General features: G+C 68.5%; 11 protein-coding genes. All 11 read right to left on the reverse strand.

Annotated features, from left to right (window positions below):
- Nucleotides 1-21 precede the first annotated feature (21 nt).
- A complete protein-coding gene (locus IEY58_RS07955) occupies nt 22-1806 on the reverse strand; it encodes a ShlB/FhaC/HecB family hemolysin secretion/activation protein (protein ID WP_189044331.1) in 1785 nt (594 codons plus the stop codon).
- Nucleotides 1807-2013: 207 nt separating this feature from the next.
- The gene (locus IEY58_RS07960; RefSeq protein WP_189044333.1) at nt 2014-3558 is read right to left on the reverse strand and encodes an alpha/beta fold hydrolase; all 1545 of its coding nucleotides are present in this window, start codon (nt 3556-3558) and stop codon (nt 2014-2016) included.
- A gap of 116 nt (nt 3559-3674) precedes the next feature.
- The gene (locus IEY58_RS07965) at nt 3675-4238 is read right to left on the reverse strand and encodes an OmpA family protein (RefSeq protein ID WP_189044335.1); all 564 of its coding nucleotides are present in this window, start codon (nt 4236-4238) and stop codon (nt 3675-3677) included.
- 120 nt (nt 4239-4358) lie between these two features.
- Nucleotides 4359-5114, reverse strand: coding sequence for a PP2C family protein-serine/threonine phosphatase (locus tag IEY58_RS07970; RefSeq protein ID WP_189044337.1), 756 nt, complete (start codon nt 5112-5114; stop codon nt 4359-4361).
- Nucleotides 5115-5121: 7 nt separating this feature from the next.
- A complete protein-coding gene (tagF, locus tag IEY58_RS07975) occupies nt 5122-5922 on the reverse strand; it encodes a type VI secretion system-associated protein TagF (RefSeq protein ID WP_189044339.1) in 801 nt (266 codons plus the stop codon).
- Nucleotides 5923-5938: 16 nt separating this feature from the next.
- Nucleotides 5939-9541 carry a type VI secretion system membrane subunit TssM gene (tssM, locus tag IEY58_RS07980; RefSeq protein WP_189044348.1) on the reverse strand — a complete coding sequence of 1201 codons (3603 nt, stop codon included), beginning with the start codon at nt 9539-9541 and terminating at the stop codon, nt 5939-5941.
- Nucleotides 9542-9616: 75 nt separating this feature from the next.
- Nucleotides 9617-11011 carry a type IVB secretion system protein IcmH/DotU gene (icmH, locus tag IEY58_RS07985; protein ID WP_189044350.1) on the reverse strand — a complete coding sequence of 465 codons (1395 nt, stop codon included), beginning with the start codon at nt 11009-11011 and terminating at the stop codon, nt 9617-9619.
- A gap of 40 nt (nt 11012-11051) precedes the next feature.
- The gene (tssJ, locus tag IEY58_RS07990; RefSeq protein WP_189044352.1) at nt 11052-11540 is read right to left on the reverse strand and encodes a type VI secretion system lipoprotein TssJ; all 489 of its coding nucleotides are present in this window, start codon (nt 11538-11540) and stop codon (nt 11052-11054) included.
- 53 nt (nt 11541-11593) lie between these two features.
- Entirely contained in the window at nt 11594-13165 is a 1572-nt protein-coding gene (gene tagH / locus IEY58_RS07995; protein WP_189044354.1) for a type VI secretion system-associated FHA domain protein TagH, read from the reverse strand.
- 167 nt (nt 13166-13332) lie between these two features.
- Entirely contained in the window at nt 13333-14673 is a 1341-nt protein-coding gene (tssK, locus tag IEY58_RS08000; protein WP_189044363.1) for a type VI secretion system baseplate subunit TssK, read from the reverse strand.
- 47 nt (nt 14674-14720) lie between these two features.
- Nucleotides 14721-17465, reverse strand: a complete 2745-nt coding sequence (gene tssH, locus IEY58_RS08005; RefSeq protein WP_189044365.1) for a type VI secretion system ATPase TssH — start codon at nt 17463-17465, stop codon at nt 14721-14723.
- Nucleotides 17466-17481 lie beyond the last annotated feature (16 nt).

Below are 17481 nucleotides of genomic sequence, written 5' to 3' on the forward strand. Positions count from 1 at the left end.
CGCGCCCCTCGGAACTACCCGTCAGTATTGAAAGCGCACTTGAAAGAACACCGCCTGCGACGTCTCGCGGTTGGCCGCGAATGATTCGGTCGGCCGCAGGGTAAATCGATTGACGCCTTCGAGGAGGGCCGTGACCTCAGGCGTGATCGCCGCCTCGACGCCCAGCCCGACCGATTCCATCCGGCCGCGCAGCGCCCCCGGCTCGCGATCCCAGATCGTCCCCGCGTCGTAAAACCCATAGTAGCGCAACGGCAGGTCGTCCGACGATAAGCCCGCCCATCCAAGGAAGCTCGACCAGGTCGTGTTGGCCTGCAGCTCGACCGTGCCGATCACCGCACGATCGCCCGTGACCTCGCCCGAAAAGAAGCCGCGGCCGTAGGCCGAGCCGCCGAGGAACAATTTCTCGCTGGGCGGGAGAATGTCGTGGCTCCATTGCGCGTCGGCGGCGAGCTTCAGCGCGAAGCGATAGGCATCCAGGCTGAACAGCTCCTGCAGCCGGACGACCTCGGCCGTGAATTTCTGGAAATTGTTGTCGACGCCGGGGCGGGCCGGAAACTGCTCGTTCGTCGCGCCGTTGAAGCCCTGGTGGAACTTGATGTCGAAGCTGTTCGCCGCCGGTGGCACCAGCCCCCAGAGCGTGTCCTGGGTCGAAAGATCGAAGCCGGCGCGCGCCACCCGGATCGAGCTCGTGCTCTGCCGCGTGCGCGGCCCGGAGCCGTTGGCGAGATCGATGGTCGAGCGGAACACGTCGAGGGCCGCCGAGACGTCAAGCGACAGCGGGCGGGTGCGGATGAGCGGATAGCGCGCGGCGACGCCGGCCAGATCGAGCCGACCCTTGTAGCGCTCCGCCCCGAGGTCGCGCCCCGGTTCGTTGACGCCATAGCCGCCGTAGGTCCGGATGAGCAGGCCGTCCGCGCCGACGAACCATTGCGCCGAGACCTCGCCGAACACCTGCTCAACGTTGAATGGCGTGTTGAACAGATCAACCTGCACGCGCTCGCCGGCCGAGGTGAAGGAATTGGCGCCGCCGCTCACGAGCAGTTGGACCGGGCCGGCAGTGCCGGGCCCGCGATTGTCGAGCGAGGCCAGCAGGTCGAACGGCTTGCGCGCGACCTGGGCGATCAGCTCCACCGCGCCACTCTCGCCGCCCGCCGGCCTGAGCACGGCGCGCACCGACATGCCCGGCACGTTCTGCGCGAGCAGCAGATAGCGCTCCATATCGGCGATGTTGATCGGCCGATAATCGAGCAGGTTGCTGAGGAAATCATAGACCTTGACGGCGCCGCCTTCGGTCTCGCCGTCGATCTTGACGGCGCTGATGTAGCCCTCGGTCACGTGGATGTGCAGCGTGACCCCTTCCTTGTCGCGCGTGAAGCGACCGCGCGCCGCACTCAGGAAATAGCCGTCATTGCGATAGTGCAGCTGGACGCGATTGACCGCCTCCGCGATCTCGCCGACCGGCGTGGGCTTGTTCAGGATCGACCCGTAATCCTGGGCCAGTTCCTCGTTCGAATAGCGGGTGTTGCCGTCGAGCTCGATCGCATGGACCGTGACGATCTGGCCGCCTTCGGGGATCGCTTCTTCGGACGGCGGCGTCACGAGCGGCGGGACGATCGTGGGCGTAGACGGCGGCTGATTCTTCTCGACCGGCGAAGACGGCGGCGCCACCAGCCCAGGTGGAATCTGCGGCCGCGCCGGCGCAGTCTGCGCTTCGGCAACGGTGATCGTGGCCGAAGCGCAGATCGCGGCCAGTCCGAACCGTCCCGCCGCCCGCCCGACACGGGCCGTCCATCGCAAGGAATTCAAAATTCGCGTCGCCCCGTCGACCGTTCTAGCTCACTCAGAAGGCTCGTCCCAGACAACACCCATAGCGGGTCGAGGCGCAGCGCATGCCGTGCAAGACATCATCTTCTGGTTTAATCGTAACTGCATTAAATTTTTTCGATTCGAAGTCTTGCGCTGTGACCAATTTCACTGCGCACACGGGCTCCGAAATCAGACGCGACGAGCGCCCTAAGGCTGGCTGGTCAGCGTCAGCAGGCAATCGTCGAACGGGCGCGTCTCAGGCTTGGCAAGGAACCGGCGCACGATCCGGTCGGCACAGGCGTTCGCCGCCAGCACGCCGTGTCCGACGCCCGGGAAATGGAACAGGCTGCCGTGCGGCAGGGTGGCGAGCGCCGTCTTGGCCCAGGCGGCCGGCGTCACCGGATCGAGATCGCCCGACAGCAGCACGATCGGCACGTCGCTCTCGACCGGCTGGCGTTCCGCCTTGGCGGCAATCCCGGCCGGCCAGGCCGGGCAGGCCGCGAGCGCCAGATCGGATAGCGCGAACTGGCGCAGATCACCGGATGCGCTGGCCGCGCGCTCGACCACCTGCGGATCGTCGAACGGGAATTCATCATGGCAGGTGACCGAGAGATAGAGCCCGTGGCTGGTGTCGGGCGAGCGGTAATTGTCGAGCGCCGCCTCGACGAAGGGTGCCAACGGCCCGGCGTTGCCCTGGTCGAGCGCCGTGATTGCGCCCGGCAGCTTGCGCAGGTCCTCGCTCCGATAGAAACCGTAGAACAGCACCTCTACGAGCTTGGCGTCGTCGAGCGAGACCCGCCTGTCCGGCTGGCCCGGGCGGTGCAGCGGCACGACCAGCGCCTCCTTCGCCGCCCGGTGGATCTGCGCCTGCAGCGCCGCGGCAAAATGCGGATTGGCCGCCCGGCACGCCGGGTCGCCGGCGCAATAGGCGACGAGACCGGCCATGGCATGCGCGGCACTGCCGGCCGCATCCTCATAGGCCTTGACTGACGGCGGATAGACCGAATCCAGGATCACGCTGCGCGTGCCGACGCCATGGTCCCTGAGAAAGCTGAGCGCCACGCGCGTGCCGTAGGAGACGGCGAGCAGGTTCCAGCTGCGATATCCCAGGCCATCGATGAGGGCAGTCAGATCATGCACGATCGCATTGGTATTGTAGCGCTCGAGTTTGATCCCGGCGGCAACCAAGCGGGCATGGCAGCGGCCCGCCGCCTCGGCCCAGGCGGCATTCACCGCCGCCGGCGGCATCGGGTCCGAGAACAGCCGTTCGCCGATCTCAATCATCTCGGGACAGGTGAGCGTCGGCTCCGACAGGCCGACGCCGCGCTCGTCGAACACCACGACGTCGCGCCCTTGGGCCCAGCTGGCGGAACTGAGGATGCCCCACCAGCGCCCGATCTCGCTCGCGCCGATCCCGGACGGCTCGCCGGGGCCGCCGTTGATGTAGATCACCGGATCGGGCGCCGCACCGGCCCCACCGGAGAAGACGACGAAGGGGACAACGACCTCGCGGCCGTCAGGCGCACCCCAGTTCTCGGGCGCCTTGAGCCGCCCGCAGCGCGCGACGCGCCCGGCCGGCACCTTGAACCAGCAGTCGACCGTCTCGACCCGCGGTGCGCCATGGGCACGCGGCGCGGCAGCTTCGGCGCGCGGCGGCGCCGGGCGATGGAAGGCGCCCACCAACAGCACGCCGGCAAGACCGAGTGCCACACCCAGTCCAGCCAGCCCCGCTATGGCCACGCCCCGTCTCATGGCTCACACCGCTCCCTGCCGCGAAGCACCGGCCGCACACCCGCCGACACCCGGTCCACCGACGCCCAGTCCACCGACGTCTGGGCCGGCCATCACGGGTGCATGGCCGAAAGCGTCTATTTCGCGCCGAGAATGGCGACCTGGACGCGCCGATTGACGCCGCTCTCCGGATGGGCCGGATCGAGCGGCTCCTCCTGGCCGCGGCCGACGGCTTGGAGCCGGTCGGCGGCCACGCCGAGATTGTCCACCAGATAGGCCTTCACGGCCTCGGCCCGGCGCTGCGACAGCTCCATGTTCGCATCGGGCTTGCCGGTGCTGTCGGTATGGCCCGAAAGCTGGAAGCGGTAGGGGGCGAGCTGGTCCGACTTGATGGCCTTGGCCAGCTGGCCGATGGTCTGGCGCGCGGCGTCGGTGAGGTCGGCCGAGCCCAGCGCGAACTTGACGTCGAGCGCTACGGCGGACGGATGCGCCGCTGCAGTAGCGCCACCCGGCGTCGCGTTGAGCACGCGGATGCCGCGCACGCTGAGCGCGCCCGGTGCGCCGGCATCGGGCTTCAAGGCCTTGATCAGATCGTCGGGCTTTGGCGTCGCCCCCATCTGCTGCACTTGGGCGTACGCGCCGGTTGACGCCACGGCCAGGACCAGGCCGGCGACGAATGTCTTCCAAAATTTCGCGATCATCGGAATATGCCCCAAACGAGCTTCCACAAGGCTTGCGAGCAAGCGAGAGAGTAATACGGCAAACGGGGCGCCCCATCAACGCCTCAAGGTTGCGGCGAATTCATCCGCGATCTGCCGTTCTTAACCGACGACCGCAGTCTTTTCCGGCCCGATACGCACGACCACGACGGTGACGTTGTCCTTGCTGCCCGCGGCCAAGGCGGCATCGATCAGCCGGCGCGGCACCTCCTGAAAAGGCGTTTCGACCAGGAGCCCGGCCACGGTCGTATCGCCCATCGCCTTCGAAAGCCCGTCGCTGCACAAGAGGAACACGTCGTCCTGCTCCAGAGGATCCGACACCTTGTCGAGCTCGAGCGTCGGCGCCACACCGACGGCACGGGTGATGACGTTGCCCAGCGGATGGTTTTCCGCCTGGTCCGGGGTCAGGAGGCCGGCATCGACCATGTCCTGCACCTGGCTATGGTCCCGGGTGATCAGGTCGAGCTGCCCGCGGCGGAACCGGTAGAGCCGGCTGTCGCCGGCCCAGAGGCAGGCGAAGAAACGGCCGAAGGTCATGAGCGCCACGACCGTGCTGCCGATGACGGCGGCACTGCCCTTGGCGGCCGCGGTGGCGACCAACTGCGCGTTGACCTCCGCGAGCCGCGTGCGCACCTCGCCGATGAAGCTGGTGCCGTCGGCCGGTTCTGCGAGCGCGTCGAGCGTCTGCACGATCGCGTTCGAGGCGAGCTGGCCATCGTCATGCCCGCCCATGCCGTCCGCCACCACCCACAGCCCGATGTCGGAGCGCTCGAGATAGGCATCCTCGTTCCGCTTCCGCACGGACCCGACATCGGTCGCGGCGGCCGAGGCGACAGCGAAGTCGGTCATACGCGCCATACGAGCCTCATTCCTCCCTGTCCCACGGCAACAACTCTGCCTCCAACGCCGAGGAAGCGCCAGATGTGCCGGCGTCGGGCGCGGTTCCCTCTGAAATAGCCCCATCAGGCATGGGCCCGTCTGGGGCCGCCGCCAGGGACCAGTCGTGTCGTGCCCAGTCGCCGTCCAGGAAGGCGGCGAAGCCGTCCGGCGCGGGCAGGCCGCGCGCCAGGACCAGCACCGGCGACACCCGCTCGGAACCGAGCGTCCACCAGAGGGACCGGTCCGATCCCTGGCCATATTCCGCCAGCGTCCGCGTGTCGTCCGCGCCGCCCCACGGCATGGCGAGGCCGATCGGGCCAAGCTCCGCCGACCGGACCGCCGGCACGGCGCCGGGCGCGAACGCCGCCAGCGGCGCATCCAGCTGCTCGAGCGCGAAATCCTCGGCAAGCGCGGCCAGCGCCAGATCCTCGATCGCCGAGAACCAGCCCTGGCCACCGGCGAGCACAGCCGCGGGCTCGAGGTCCGCGAGCTCGGCCGCGAGCATCAGCGGGAAGGCCCGGCCAACCTTGTCGACGCTCGGCATCATGACGCCGGCAAGCGCCGTCCGGCCGCACAGGCCAGCCGGCAGCACGAAACGCCACAGGGGCGAGACCAGATAGAGGTCGAGCCATTGGGCGCCCACGGCCTCCCGGCTGCGGGCGATCGACTGCTGCAGCCAGTCGTCCCAGAGCCCGATGGTCTCGCGGGCGAGCCGTCGGCCGACGAAGTCGCCGCGGGCCGGCAGCTTGCCGTAATAGGCGAGAGTCGTGGGCAGGGACTGCGTCATGGCCGGCGCAGAGGGCTCACAAGGACGACGGACAACGGAACTGCGACAGCTGGTTCGACGCGAACGGATTGATCACGCTGTCGGCGTGGATCTCGAATGTCGCCGTCCGCTTGCCGCTGGCGAAGGTCACGTTGAACCGGTCCGGCCCGCCGGCAGAATGCAGCTGCGCCTGGTCGAGCAGGCGGAACCAGGACCAGACGCCGTCCTGCTGCAGGGTCGTCTGCTCGCCCGACGCCTGCGGCTGGAAGCTGACGCGCACGCTGCTGCCGCCCGTGCCCGGCCACTGCATGCGCACGCCGCGCGGCGGCCCGTGGTCATAGGACAGGTTCTGGCCGCCAAGCTCGATCAGCACCTGGGTCGAGACCGAGTCGAGCGTCACCGGCACCATCTCGAAATTGACGCCGGGCTTGCCGCCGCCGTTCGGGAACATGCTGTCGCGGATGCCGGCAGCGATCTGGAACTGGGTCAGCGCCGACTGCGGGATGCCGAGATCCTGGTTGTCGACCTTCTGCCAATGCCAGGGATTGGTCGACATGTCGACGAACGGTGCCAGGTTGGTCTGGAAGAACGCGTCGATGAGGCCGCCCTTGGCGAAGAGCCGGGCGAAATCGTCGAGTGTCACGTCGGACGAGCCGTTCTTGTAGATCGGATAGCGATTCTCGGTCGCCGCCCGGCAGAACGGCAGGACCGACGAGGTCCAGAGCCCGTTGAGCTGCGACCGGGCGCCACCGACCGTGAGCGTCGACGAGGACCGGGTGACGGCGCCGATGGCGCTCTTGAGCGGCTCCGGCAGGCGCGCCGCGTTGGCCTGCAGCTGGGCCGCGGCCCCGCCGTCGCCGGCGCTGGCAGCACCCAAGAGAGCGCCGCCCTGGTTGTTGGTGGCGCCCAGCTTGTTCATGGATTTGTAGAGGTCGCCCAGCGCCGCGATCGTGCCGTCGATCGCCAGCGGGCCGTTGGGCGGACCGTCAGCCAGATCGTGCAGCGCCTTGAAATGCTGGTCGGTATAGCGCGCCGCCTGGTCGACGACACCGCCCGGCTGCTGCGTCCCCGCCCCCAGCATCTGCGCGAGGCGATCCTGCGCCTGGGCCCCCACCTGCGCCTGCACGGCGGCCGCGGCCTGTGCGACACCGCCCGCCCCGGCGGCAGCCTGGGCGGCGCCGGCGGCACCGGTCGGCGGCGGCTTCGAGAGCCAGGTCTCCTTGGCCGCGGACACCATGAGCGCGCGGAGCGGCGAATCCGGGGCCGAGAGGATGCCGAGCGTCTGGACACCCTGGTTCACGTTGGTGAAGGGGATGATCGCGACGTCGCCCAGGAGCCTGTCCCACTGGGTGCCGAACTCGTTCAGATAGAGCGCGGTCACGTCGTTCTGCAGGCGCGAGAGTGCGATCGGGTCCTCACCGATCGAAGCCTCCTGGCCCACGACCCAGCTCTCCTTCGCGACTTCGCGCGCCATGTCGGGCAGCAGCACGCGGAACACGTTGTAGAAGCCGTTATAGGTGTAGAGGCCCGGGATGCCGTCGGCGAGCGACCGGCCCGACGGCCGTTGCAGCACGCGGGCGGCCGCCGGGCCGGCATTCTCCGAGATGCGCCAGTCCGGCAGGGACGAGACCTTGGGATTGGTCTTCATGAAGCTGAACGCGCGCTCGGCGAGCGGCAGCCGGTTGAGGATGACGCGGGTCGCCTGGACGAGCCCGCCATCGAGCGCGATGTCGGGCAGCGGCGCCTTCAAGAGCGCATCCAGATGGCCGTCGAGGTCCTTCCTGAGCGGGTCGTTCTCGTCGCCCGGGAACTGGACGCTCCAGTCGAGCGCCATCCAGTGCTTGACGAGCGCCTTGTCGAGCGGGCCTTGGCGGCCGAGCATCAGGTAGACCTTGAGCCCCTCGTAAAGGAAATCCGGCTTCGCCTGGTTGGCGTTGAGCTGGCTCTCGAGCCTCAAGAGCAGGCGCGGCAGGAGGAGCCCGCCCAGCGCCCGGTGATAGGCGTCGATTTCCTGGCTGCCGATCTTGTCGCCCTGGTAGAGGCCGAAGCCCAATGAGGTCGGCACGGACTTGTCCTGGTCGGCGTAGCCAGCCGGCGCGTCGCGCAAGATGTCGAGCAGCTGGTTCACCTGCTTCAAGTCGCCCGGCAGCACATGCTCAGGCGCCAACGCCTTCGCCTGCTCCGCATAGGCGTCGGCCACGGCGTCCGACTTGTCGAGCAGCGCGGCGTTGCCGAGATAGCTCATGGTCCAGAGCCCGACCAGGGCGATGAACACGAGCCCGGCAACCGCGATCGCGGACACCTGGATCAGCCGGTTGCGCCGCTCGACCCGCGGGTCGGCATTGACGAGGCCGGCCTCGCCGAACACGACCTGGCGCAGGAGCCGGGTCAGGAAATAGCTGCGGCCGCTGCCGCTGAACCCGGCGACCTGCTGGCGCATGAGCCCGAAGGTCGAGGCCATGGCGCCCATCAGCCGGTCGATCGGCGTGCCTTCCTGGGTGCCGCTGGTGAAATAGACGCCGCGCAGCAGGATCGGCTGCTCGAACCGGTTCGGCTCGAAGATCTCATTCAGGAACTGGACGGTCGTCTCCTTGAGGCTCGCCACCTGCTGCGGGAAGCCGAACACGAGCGCGCGGCGCTGGATGTCGGTCTCCTGCTGCAGCCGCTCGATGAGCCGGTCGTCGAGCCGGCCGATCAGCCCGTCGAACTCCGCGCCATAGGCCGTGACGGCGCTCGCCTCGTCCTTGCCGGGCTTATAGTCGAAGCTCATGCCCCAGACCTGGTCGCGATCCTCGCGGGCCAAGTCGTCGAAGAACTCGACGAAACCGGCAACCAGGTCGGCCTTGGTGAACAGCAGATAGACCGGCAGGCGGACGCCCAGCTCGGCATAGAGCTCCTGGATGCGGGCGCGGATGGCGCGGGCATGCTCCGAGCGCTGCGCCGCGGTGGCGCCGGTCAGATCGCTGATGCCGATCGCGCAGAGCACGCCGTTCAGCGGCTGGCGCGGCCGGTGGCGCTTCAGCAGCTTCAAGAACCCGGTCCAGGCCGCCTTGTCCTGGGCGCTCTCGCTGTCCTGGGTCGTGTAGCGGCCGGCAGTGTCGATCAGCACGGCCTCGTCGGTGAACCACCAGTCGCAGCTGCGCGTGCCGCCGACACCCTTGATCGCCCCCTTGCCGAGCTTGTCGGCGAGCGGGAAGCTCAGGCCCGAATTGACGAGCGCCGTGGTCTTGCCGGCGCCCGGCGGGCCGATGATGACGTACCACGGCAGCTGATAGAGGTACTTGCGGCCGCTCGAGCCGGCGAAGCGGCTCTTCTTCAGGAGCTCGAGCGCCTCCTTGAGGCGCCCGGCCAGCTCGTCGACTTCCTCCTTGCCGACGTCGGCCGCGGCACTCGCCGTCACCGCCGCCGCCATCTGGTTGTTCTGGCGCTGCTCGCCCAAGCGCGAGAGCAGGTAGATGAAGCCGGCAATGGCGACGACGACCAGGATGGCGAAGGCGCGCGCCAGCACGCTGTCGAGCGGCCGGACGTCGCCGATCCCGATCAGCGGCCCGATAAACCAGATCAGGAGCGCGATGATCAGCACGCCGAGGATGGTCAGCGCCAGCTTCGACAAAAAGATCTTCCGCAAATTCGTCAGCATCGGTTCCTCGTGGCGCCCGTCGTTCGAGACCCCTGACCGGGGCCGGTTGCCCGCATGTCGTTCGCGTGGGTGGGCTCAGCTCGGCTTGATGAGGATCACTTCGGTACGGCGGTTCTGCTCGCGCCCCTCCGCCGTCGCATTGGACGCGATCGGCTGGGAGTCGGCCTTGCCTTCGGCCGAGAGCCGCCCAGGGTCCTTGACCTTCTGCGCCAGGAGCTTGAGCACGGCCTGGGCGCGCGCCCTGGACAGCTCGTAGTTGGACGGGAAGCGCAGCGACTTGATCGGCACATTGTCGGAATGACCGGTCACCTGCACCGCACCCGGCTCGTCGTTGACCGCCTCGCCGATCCGGAGCAGCGTCGCCTTGAAGCTGTCCGCGACGTCGGCACTGCCCGAGCCGAACATGCCGGTGTTGCGGATGCGCACGGTGATCGTCTGGGCATCCTCGAGCACGGTCACGAGCCCCTCGCGGATCTCGGGCTCCAGAAACTTGCGCAGCTTGGCGGCACGATCCTGCACCGGCGGCGGCGGCAAGGGTGCGGCCACGCGGGCGAGCTTGATAGGCCCGTTCGGCGGCAGCGCCGCCAGCCGCTCGAAGCTCGAGTCCGACCGGTCGGCGAGCGCGAAGCTGTAGCCGGCATAGCAGAGCGCCAGCAGCGCCGCGGTGACCGCGGCGACGACCCAGGTCGGCACCAAGGCCACGAGCCCGCGGTGCGCCGCCGGCACGCCCTTCCAGCGGGGCGACAGCTCGCGTTCGTATTCGCCGCGGTTGTTGCGGATCAGGCGGAACAGGTCTTCGCGCACCAGCGTCAGTTCCGAGGCGCCGCGCTGTGCCACGCGGTATTTGCCCTCGAAACCGAGCGCCAGGCAGAAATAGACCAGTTCCAGCATGTCGAGATTGACCGCCGGGTCCTTCTTCAGCTGGGCGAGCAGGTCGAAGAACCGGTCGCCGCCCCAGGTCTCGGTGAAGAAGGTGCCGACCATGCTCTTGGTCGACCAGACGCTGCGGCTGCCCCACGGCGTGTTCAGCACCAGGTCGTCGAGCAGGGCCGCCAGCACGTATTTCGCGGCACGGAGCGTCTGCACCGGCAATCCCAGCGGCGTCACCGTGCGCTCGAACGTGTTGATCTCGCCGATCACCCGGTCGCGGAGCGCCTCCACGTCATTGTGCTGGGCGCGGTTCTTGAGCCGGACCGCAAGGCCGAGGAGCGGTGCCGCCGCTGCAACCAGCGGATTGAGATTCTTGAGCGTGATCGCGTCCCAGAGCCGGCCCGCAGGCTCGGCCATGGCCTGGGCGAGCGGCGGCGCCGGCCGCGGCGGGGGTGCGGCACCGCCGGGCGTCGCTCCCCCGGGTGCTGCTCCACCGGGTGCTGCTCCACCGGGGGACTGGGTGAGCCGCCCGCCCGGGTTCGGCCGGATCACCGTGCGCTCGCTGTCGCCGGGCTCCGCGAAAGGATCGTCAATCGTCATGTCGGCCCCGCCTGGTCCGAGAAAAGGGAAGCGCCCTTGGCTATTTCGCGGTCGCCGACAGGGTCAGCTTGTCGGCATTGACGGCGATGTCGGTCGTGGCGTTGGGCGGCACCGGCACGTCGGCGCGCCAGATCGCATGATCAATATCCCGGTATGCCGCAGTAACGCCGATGAAGCGTGTGCCCGGCTTCACCTCGAATTTCATCGATTGGGTCGAGCCCGGCGTCAGCACGGCTTGGTCGCGACCGAGCAGGTCGGGGCCGAGCAGCGCCTGATCCTTGTCGTTCAGCTGGAAGAAATCGGCCTTCTCGAACGCGCCGGCGGCGCCCAGCTGATAGATGCGCAGCATGACCGGTGCCGGCGCGCCGTCGACGCCCGGGTTGACCGTCCCCGTCGCCGTGAGGGCTAGCGAGACGACGGTGGGCGGCGGCGGTGGCGGCGGCGACGAACAGGCCGCGAGCGTCGCCGCGGCGGCGCCGGCCCAAAGCCCCTTGGCCAGAAGTTCCGTCAGTCTCAGCTGCTTGCTCACCACTTCGCCCCCCGATGCGATCCGCGCGGGATGCCGCGCGGCTTAGTCCCGACTTAGCCGGCCGCCGCTCCCATGCCGCTGCCCCTGCCGTCCCCTGAAGCGCTCTCCGCCTCGCTGCCCGCGGCAAGGCGTTCGACCTGGGCCCGATAGGCCTCGGCGAAGTCTGCCCCGAACAGTTTCTGCAGATCGTCCTGCAGCTCGCGCACGATCTCGCCGTGCAGCGCCCTGAACAGGTCCCAATATTTCGCCTTGCGCGCCTGCGGCAGGATGCCTTCGAGGAGCGAGCTGCGCTCAAGCCGTGCCTCGAGCTGCCCGGGCTCGAACCGGCCGATCACCGTCTTGAGCGCCGTCTGCATGCCGGCCAAGACGGCCAGCTGGTGCGCCTTGACGTCGCCCAGCGCCTGGGTCACCGCTTCGTCGACCGGCAGGAAGCCCGGCACATGCTGCAGCAGCATGACGCGCATCGCCTCGTCGACGCTGCCGGCGAATTTCAGCGGATTGTTGTCGTGCGCGCCCAGCATGGTGCGCTCGATATGGAACTCCTGCTTGGTCGATCCGCGCGCCGCCAGGATCTCCATCAGGCCCGGGACGAGCGCCGCCAGCATGCGGCCGACGCGCTCCATCACGGCGATGCTCTGGGCCTCGTCGAGTGCCACGCCGGTGACGCCGGTCGCCGCGAGCAGGGCCGCGACCGCGCCGCGATCGGCCGCCGTCGCCGGTGCCGCGGCTGATCGCGTCGGGTGAGGCGCCTGCGGCGCCGGCCGGGCGACGGGCGGCATCTCGAGCGAGGGCTCGTCGAACGCGTTGCGCATCGGCTGCTCGACCGGAGCGGCTGCAGCTGGGCCCGCCGCCGTTGGAGCTTCAGGGGCAGGCCGCGCCGGGGCCGAGAAATCGAGAAGCTCGTCCCAGTCGTCCGGGATGTTGGGCGTTACAACCTTCGGCGGCGCGAAGAAGGCATTCGGGCCATCGACATGGTCGGCCTCTGAGCCGCCGACCCATTCCTCGCGCCCCGAGGGCGGGCCGAACAGGTCATCCGCCTCCGGCAACAGCGGCCGCTGGACCGGCGGATCGAGGAACGGGTCCGACCGCTGGTGGTCGGCCCGCTTGTGGTCCGTGAGCGGTGTATCGAACGCGGAAGATTGGAACGGCGTAAAATCTCCCGCACCGCCTGGCCGCCCCTGCCCGCTTGTTGGTTTGGGCTCGGCGCCGAAATCGGCCAGCAAGTCGTCGAACGGATCCCGCTCGGCCACCGTCGGCGGGCACGGCGCGAATTCGTCGCCGAAATCGGCCGTAGCCGCGCCCGGCTGCAGCGCCGTCACCTCGAACGCGTAGCCGCCGACCTGCAGCAGATCGCCCGGCTGAAGCGCCGTCGGCATGTCGCGCGGCAGGCGTTCCGGGCTGTTGTTCAGGAAGACGCCATTGGTGCTGCGGTCGATGACGACATAGCCCGAGCCCGACGCCTCGATCACGCAATGATTCTTCGAGAGCACGCGGCTCGGGTCGACCAGCACCAGATCGTTGTCCGCGCCTCGCCCGATGCTGAGGCGCACGTCGATCTGCAGGCGCCGCGGCGGTTGCGCGCCCAGCGCCGGATCGGTCACCTGCATGGAAACGATCAAAGGCATCGACGGGTTCTCGACCGATCCATGAAACCCAACGCCCGCAACTGTCCGACCTCGGACGGGTGCGACCGAACCGCGCCTCGTTCCCGGCCCCGCGACCGCAGAACAGGTGCAGAGTGTACTACCATGCGCACAATAGGCGCGAAACAATTCAATGGGTTCGCCCTATTCTACTGCAGTTCCCGGATCGCCCAGAGCGCCATGTCGAGCCCCGGGAAATCGCCCGCGACATGAAGCGCCAGCCCGCCCGAGGCCTGCAGGATCTTCCAGTGCGGGCTCGACCGGTCGAGCTCGAAGTAGGTGACACCGGCATGATACGGGATCTGGCGCGGCGCCACCGGCAGCGGCCGGATGCCGATGCCGGGCAGCGCCGAATTCACGAGGTCGCGGATCTTCTCGACCGGCCCCAGCTTGACCTGGGACGGATAGGTCTGCCGCAGTCGCTCCGGTGGGATGTCGGCGCGGACTGCGAGCACGAAGCCCGCCGTCGCGAGCAGCTGCTTGTCCATGATGGCGGCGACATAGATGCCGTACTTGCGTTCCTGCAGGGGGATCGAGATGGCCGTCTGCTCGATGACGGCACTCAGCGATTGCCGGATCGAGCGGATGACCGGCCCGAACGTCGCCGTCAGGTCGTGGTGGCGATAGGTGCCGAACGCCGGCGGCCGCTTGCCCGGGGTCGTAAACGTGCAGAGCTCGCCCGCCAGCTGCACCGCGAGGCTGAAGAACGCCTCGGGATGGACCGACGGGCATTCGGTCGCATGCGCGAAGATCGGCTCGTAGCGATTGACCAGCTGCAGCAGCAGGAAATCCGCAATCTCTGCGGCACCCCGCGTGCCCGAATCCGAGACGCGCGCCGCCAGCGCCTCGCCGCGGTGATGCAGCAGCCCCTGGATCTCGGTCAGGTAGTTCGAAAGATTCTTCGAGACCTGGCAGTCGGCGACCGTCGGGATGTGGCTGTCGTCGAGCACGATCTGCCGGTCAGATCGAATCTCGACCATCCGGCCGATGGCGAGGCAGATGAAGCCGTTGCGGTCCATCCCATCGATCAGCAGGCGGAAGCGCAGCTGCCCGACCTCGACCGTCGCGGCCGACCGGTTGTCGGCATTGGCGTCCTCGACCGCCTGCTCGGCCACGACAAAGCGTGCGGCGGTTTCGAGCCCCAGCCGCCGATCGGCTTCGGCCGCCCCCGGCTGGTACACCGGCAGCGCCAGGTAGATCACGGCGTCGCGCGTCGTCTCCGGCGGCTCGAGCGGGATCGGCTGGTCCGCATCCTCGGGAATGGCGAAGGGCGTGCCGTCCTCCAGCACGCCGCGCGCCTCCTCGATCGCAAGCTTGCCGAGGCTGAGCAGCTCACGGTTGAACCGCAGATGCGTCAGGCCCCAACCGAACGGCCGGAGCGGCGCCGTCCGGCCCCGCACCAGCTTTTCCATGTAGCGGTCGGCCTGCTGAAAATGCTGCGGCCCGAGGAACATGCCCTCCGACCAATTGACCTTATTGTCCCAGGACATGCCTCTTCCTTCCCCCGCCGATCCCCGGCATCCCTAGCACCTTTCGATCAGTCGTAGGCATAGGTGAAGTCGCCGTCGGCCACGCCGACCTCGACCTTGCTGACCGGCCGTCCTTCGAGCATCCGTTCGAGGAAGGCCTGGCTCAAGGTCGGCAGCACCGTGTTGGTCAGGATCGCGTCGATCATGCGGCCACCGCTCTCAAGCTCCGTGCAGCGCGTCGCCACCAGCTTGACCACGTCGGGCGAATAGGTGAACGGGATCTTGTGGTTGGCCTTGATGCGCTTCTCGATCCGGCCGAGCTGCAGCCGGATGATCGCCGCCAGCATCTCGTCGCTGAGCGGATAGTAGGGGATCGTCACGATGCGGCCGAGGAGCGCCGCCGGGAAGACCTTCAAGAGCGGCTCGCGCAGCGCCTTCGCCAGCCCCTCGGCATCCGGCAGGAGCTCGGGATCCTTGCACATGTTCATGATGAGGTCGCTGCCGACGTTGGAGGTCAGCAGGATGAGCGTGTTGCGGAAGTTGATGAGCCGGCCCTCGCCGTCCTCCATGACGCCCTTGTCGAACACCTGGAAGAAGATCTCGTGCACGTCCGGGTGCGCCTTCTCGACCTCGTCCAAGAGCACGACGCTATAGGGCTTGCGCCGGACCGCCTCGGTCAGGATGCCGCCCTCGCCGTAGCCGACGTAGCCCGGCGGCGAGCCCTTCAGGGTCGAGACCGTGTGGGCCTCCTGGAACTCGCTCATATTGATAGTAATAACGTTGGTCTCGCCGCCGTAGAGCGCCTCGGCCAGCGCCAGCGCGGTCTCGGTCTTGCCGACGCCCGAGGGACCGCACAGCATGAACACGCCGATCGGCTTGTTCGGGTTGTCGAGCCCGGCGCGCGAGGTCTGGATGCGCTTTGCGACCATCTCGAGCCCGTGGCTCTGGCCGATGACGCGCTGGTTCAGCGTGTCGGCGAGCTTCAGCACCGTCTCGATCTCGTTCTTGACCATGCGGCCGACCGGGATGCCGGTCCAGTCGCCGACGACCGAGGCCACGGCCTGCGCGTCGACGCACGGCAGGATCAAGGGGCTGTCGCCCTGCAACGTCTCGAGCTCCGTCACCAGCCCCTTGAGCTCGGCCAAGAGCGCCTCGCGCTCCGCCCCCTCGGCCGGCGCCACCGGGGCCGCGGCTCCCGTGGTGGCCGCCGGCTCCTTGGCCGCCACCTCGGCCGCGGCCGCCTCGAGCTTGGTCTTGGTACCCTCGACCGTGCCGGTCGAGCCGCGCAGCTTGGCGCGGAGCGCCAGAACCTTGTCGACCAGGTCCTTCTCGGTCTGCCAGCGCGCTTCGAGCCCCGCGAGCCGGTCACGCTCGGCGGCCAGCGCCTCGGTCACGTTCGTCTGGCGATGTACGGTGTCGAGCCCGATCGCGGTCTCGCGGCCGATGATCTGGAGCTCGGTCTCGAGCGCCTCGATCCGGCGGCGGCTGTCGTCGACCTCGGCCGGCACCGCATGCTGGCTGATCGCGACGCGCGCTGCCGCCGTGTCGATCAGGCTCACCGCCTTGTCGGGCAGCTGGCGTGCCGGGATGTAGCGGTGCGAAAGCCGGACGGCCGCCTCGAGCGCCTCGTCCAGCATCTGCACCCGGTGATGCTTCTCCATGACCGAGGCCATGCCGCGCATCATCAGGATGCAACGCTCTTCGGTCGGCTCGTCGACCTGGACGGTCTGGAAGCGGCGGGTCAGTGCCGGATCCTTCTCGAAATACTTCTTGTATTCGGCCCAGGTCGTGGCCGCGACCGTGCGCAGCGTGCCGCGCGCGAGCGCCGGCTTCAGCAGGTTGGCCGCATCGCCCGTGCCGGCCGCCCCGCCGGCGCCGATGAGCGTATGCGCCTCGTCGATGAACAGGATGATCGGCTTCGGCGAGGCCTGGACCTCGTCGATCACCTGGCGCAGCCGGTTCTCGAACTCGCCCTTCATGCTGGCGCCGGCCTGCAAGAGGCCGATGTCGAGCGAGAGCAGGCTCACCTCGCGCAGCATCGGCGGCACGTCGCCGGCGACGATCCGGAGCGCGAAGCCCTCGACCACCGCCGTCTTGCCGACGCCCGCCTCGCCGGTCAGGATCGGGTTGTTCTGGCGTCGGCGCATCAGGATGTCGACGACCTGGCGGATCTCCTCGTCACGCCCGACGATCGGGTCGATCTCGCCCTTGCGCGCCTTTTCGGTGAGATCGACCGTGAAGCGCTTCAGCGCCTCCTGCTTGCCCATCTGCGCCGGCGGCATGGCACCGCTCGCCTCGCCCGGGGCGGCCGCCCCATCGGTCGAGCGCATCGCCTCTTCCGGCGAGCCGCCGGTGATCTTGCCGAACTGGGCCGTCAGCATATCCCCGCTGATCTTGCCGAATTCCTTGGAGATCGCGGTCAGCGCATTGCGCAGCGTCGTGGTCTTGATCAGGCCCACGACCAGATGGCCGGTCCGGACCTGGTTCTCGCCGAACATGAGCGAGCCGAACACCCAGCCGCGCTCGACCGCATCCTCGACATGGACCGACAGGTCCGAGATCGACGCCGCACCGCGCGGCAGCCGGTCGAGCGCGTCCGTGATGTCTTTCGCGAGCTGCGAGGGATTGAGCTCGAAATGCTTGATGATCCGATGCAGGTCGGAGTCCGGCGATTGCAGGATCTGGTGCAGCCAATGCACGAGCTCGACGAACGGATTGCCGCGCATCTTGCAAAAGATCGTGGCGCTCTCGATCGCCTTGTAGGCGAGGGGATTGAGCTTGCCGAACAAGGCGACGCGGCTGATCTCGGTCATCTCTCAACTCCTACCG

The sequence above is a fragment of the Aliidongia dinghuensis genome (assembly GCF_014643535.1).
Classification (GTDB): Bacteria; Pseudomonadota; Alphaproteobacteria; order ATCC43930; family CGMCC-115725; genus Aliidongia; species Aliidongia dinghuensis.